Here is a 4,042-nt window from a genome sequence, read left to right on the forward strand (position 1 = left end):
CCACGAAAATGTTTAGCTTACAGAACTGCTTATGAAGCTCTAGTGGATGAGTTAGAGTAAATGTTGCACTTATTCTTGCAATTTATCATAAGAATAAACACCAGAGCAACGCACAGAAACATCCACATCTAAGCCGATTTTTGAATCCACCACACGAAATGGATCGGATTTGGAGTGCCAAATTTATTATCAATCAGTTCTTTGGTATTGAAATAGTAAACACGCTGATCTTTGCCTGTATCACTACCATAAGTGAAACGTTTTCCAATTTGTTTAAAAGTTTCCTTAATGGAATCGCCTAAATTGCCTGTAAAAATGCTCGGCTCGCTAGAGGTGTCATAAGTGAACTGACCAGGTTCAGCACAGACTTCAACAATTTTTCCCTGCTCGACAATCATCATACACTGACCGTCTGCAACAGCAATTCCAGAACCATTCGAAATAATGTTGTCACTGCCCTTCGTATTGGATGAACGTCCAGATACTTGCTTTTGTCCTTTGACCACCATGACGGACTTGTCCATGGTATCACAGTAAAAGAATTCTTTCCATTGGTCAGCCAATACACCGCCTACGGCACCAATTCCTGCTTTAATGAGTCCCATAAGAATCTCCTTTCTCTCTTTAAAAAGCATGTTTCCGTTACCTTAAACTGTACTACTGAACGACATCATCTCCTTTGTCATAAATTTGTGAGTTTTTACAAAAAATCATACGCTAACTAGCAATATTTGTCTTTTTATCGCAATATAATTAGCTGTATGAAAGCGCTTTATCTTCAAAACTATTTTACCATATTTTTATAAAATTGTAACTATCAAAAATATGAAAACTATTTTTTGATTTATAAAACACCATGACCTAATCGTACAAATAAAAAAACGAATAATTCCGATGTTCTGACTGACAGAAAATCGAAACTGTTCGTTTTTTGTATGATTTTTATGCAACTCCTCTTAGATTTCATTTCTTGAAATCATTGTAGAGCAGACACTGAACTGCTATCTCACTTAAAGTAATATGACATTACAATTTTTCAGGAACAGCTGCAAGTAATTCTTGAATAGCTGCTTGATTGCTTCCTCCAGCCATAGCCATATCTGGTTTACCACCACCACGACCAGCTACGATTGGAGCAAGTTCCTTGATTAAATTGCCAGCATGAATATCTTTTGTTTTGCTAGCCACAAGGACATTAACTTTCTCACCAATGGCTGCCACAAGAACAAGAACGTCTGAGTAGTCTTTTTGTTTCCAAGTGTCTGCAAAAGTGCGTAGAGCACCTGCATCGGACACAGAAACTTGGCTGGCAATAAAACTATGACCATTAACTTCTTGAACATTCTTGAAGACTTCACCTGAAGCAGCGGCTGCTGCTTTTTCTTTCAGTTCAGCATTTTCTTTTTGCAATTGGCGAAGTTGTTCTTGCAAGGCTTCAACCTTACGCGAAACTTCTTTCATTTGTGGGACTTTCAATGTCGTTGCAATAGCTTTCAAAGCATCTTCTTCCTCACGATACGCTTCAAATGCTTCTTTGCTCGTCACAGCGAGGATACGACGAGTTCCTGAGCCAATTCCTTCTTCCTTGACAATCTTGAAAAGACCAATTTCAGAAGTATTCTTCATGTGAGTACCACCACACAGCTCAATAGAATAATCTCCAATTGTCACCACACGAACTTCTTTGCCGTATTTTTCACCGAAGAGAGCCATTGCTCCCATTTCTTTAGCCGTATCAATGTCTGTTTCAATCGTTTTGATGTCAATGGCTTCCCAGATTTTTTCATTGACTTCTTGCTCAATGCGACGGAGTTCTTCTGCTGTAACTGCTTGGAAATGAGTGAAGTCAAAGCGAAGAAATTCTACTTCATTGAGAGAGCCTGCTTGCGTTGCGTGTTTACCTAAAACATTGTGAAGAGCTGCATGGAGCAAGTGTGTCGCTGTGTGATTTTTCATAACACGGTGACGACGGTTGTGGTCAATTTCCAGCTTATATTCTTGGTTTAGTGTGAGTGGTGCTACCACTTCTACCGTATGGAGCGGTTGTCCATTTGGCGCCTTTTGAACATCTATGACTTGTGCAATGAGATTACCTGCAAGGTCAAAGATTTGTCCGTGGTCCGCTACTTGTCCACCCATTTCAGCATAAAATGGCGTTTCTGCAAAAACGAGGTAAGCCTTACCAGAAGTCACTTCTTCTACTTCTTTATCATCTGCCACAATCGCAACCAACTTCGCAGATAAATCTTCTTTTTCATAGTTAAAGTGGCTTTTAGCTGTAATGTTTTGCAAGGTTTCATTTTGCATGCCCATAGATCCACCTTTAACAACACTAGCCCGTGCGCGGTCTTGCTGCTCTTTCATAGCAACTTCAAAGCCTTCGCGGTCTACTGTCATACCAGTTTCTTCAGCAATTTCTTCGGTCAATTCTACTGGGAAGCCATAGGTGTCGTACAGTTTAAAGACATCCGTTCCTGAAATAACAGACTGTCCTTTTGCCTTTAACTCTTCCACAATGCTTTGTGCAAAGTGTTGACCTGAATGAAGCGTGCGAGCAAAAGATTCTTCTTCACTTTTGATGATTTTTTCGATAAAATCTTGCTTTTCAAGCACTTCTGGATAATAGCTTTCCATAATTTTTCCGACAGTTGGAACGAGTTTGTAAAGGAAAGGCTCATTGATTCCTAATTTTTGACCATGCATAGAAGCACGACGGAGCAAGCGACGCAGAACATAGCCACGTCCCTCATTTCCTGGAAGCGCACCATCGCCAATAGCAAATGACAGAGAGCGGATATGGTCTGCAATGACCTTGAAGCTCATATTGTCACCATCTGGATTGTAATTCTTACCAGATAACTTCTCTACTTCACGAATAATCGGCATAAAGAGGTCTGTTTCAAAGTTAGTTTTTGCCCCTTGAATAACAGCTACTAAGCGCTCTAGACCTGCACCCGTATCAATATTTTTGTGAGGCAACTCCTTATATTCACTTCGTGGAACCGCTGGATCAGCATTGAATTGAGACAAAACGATATTCCAAATTTCAATATAACGATCATTTTCAATATCTTCTGCAAGCAAACGAAGTCCTTGATGTTCAGGGTCAAATGCTTCCCCACGGTCAAAGAAGATTTCTGTATCCGGTCCAGAAGGCCCTGCACCAATTTCCCAGAAATTATCTTCAATTGGAATCAAATGACTTGGATCGACACCGATTGAAACCCAACGATTATAAGAATCATGATCGTCTGGATAATAAGTCATGTAGAGCTTATCTTTTGGAAAATCAAACCACTCAGGACTAGTCAAGAGCTCAAAAGCCCATTCAATCGCTTCATCACGGAAATAATCACCAATAGAAAAATTTCCTAACATTTCAAACATAGTATGGTGACGCGCTGTTTTTCCGACATTTTCAATATCGTTCGTCCGAATCGCTTTCTGTGCATTGGTAATCCGTGGATTTTCTGGAATAATAGTACCATCAAAATATTTTTTTAATGTTGCTACGCCAGAGTTAATCCATAATAGGGTCGGGTCATTGACCGGTACTAGACTAACAGACGGTTCTACAGCATGACCTTTTGAAGCCCAAAAATCCAACCACATTTGGCGTACTTGAGCACTTGATAATTGTTTCATATTTTTTCTCCTTAAAAATTTCTCTAACTGATTTTCCTATTGCCGCTCTCTAACTCGAAGAACTACTTTCAAGAGCCTCTACATAGTCAATGGCTACACACAAAGAGATGACTAAATCAGCGTAAGCATCTTCATAAACTACAACTTGATAAGTGGACATCAGGTGCAAGAGCTCTTTTGAAATCTCTGCAATCACTTGTCCCTGCGCATCCAGCAAGCGAAATTCCAAATCCCAGATATTGCCTTCTACGCGCAGACCTAAGTTATCAAATTCATATTTGTCTCGTAAAAAAGTAAATTTTTTACGGATGATAAATTGCAAGAATAAGTGCAACATTTACTCTAACTCATCCACTAGAGCTTCATAAGCAGTTCTGTAAGCTAAACATTTTCGTGG

At 39.6% G+C, this 4,042-nt stretch carries 1 protein-coding gene and 2 pseudogenes; all 3 read right to left on the reverse strand.

Annotated features, from left to right (window positions below):
- Positions 1-87: 87 nt before the first annotated feature.
- Positions 88-605 (reverse strand): annotated as a pseudogene (locus tag FQ204_RS03675) (SPFH domain-containing protein); the annotation flags it as partial.
- Positions 606-1,026: 421 nt separating this feature from the next.
- Complete coding sequence (gene alaS, locus FQ204_RS03680) at positions 1,027-3,645, reverse strand: alanine--tRNA ligase (RefSeq protein WP_144208754.1); 2,619 nt, start codon at positions 3,643-3,645, stop codon at positions 1,027-1,029.
- A 49-nt stretch (positions 3,646-3,694) separates the two neighbouring features.
- Positions 3,695-3,961 (reverse strand): annotated as a pseudogene (locus tag FQ204_RS03685) (LURP-one-related/scramblase family protein); the annotation flags it as partial.
- Positions 3,962-4,042 lie beyond the last annotated feature (81 nt).

The sequence above is a fragment of the Streptococcus constellatus genome, assembly GCF_902167705.1.
Classification (GTDB): domain Bacteria; phylum Bacillota; class Bacilli; order Lactobacillales; family Streptococcaceae; genus Streptococcus; species Streptococcus constellatus_A.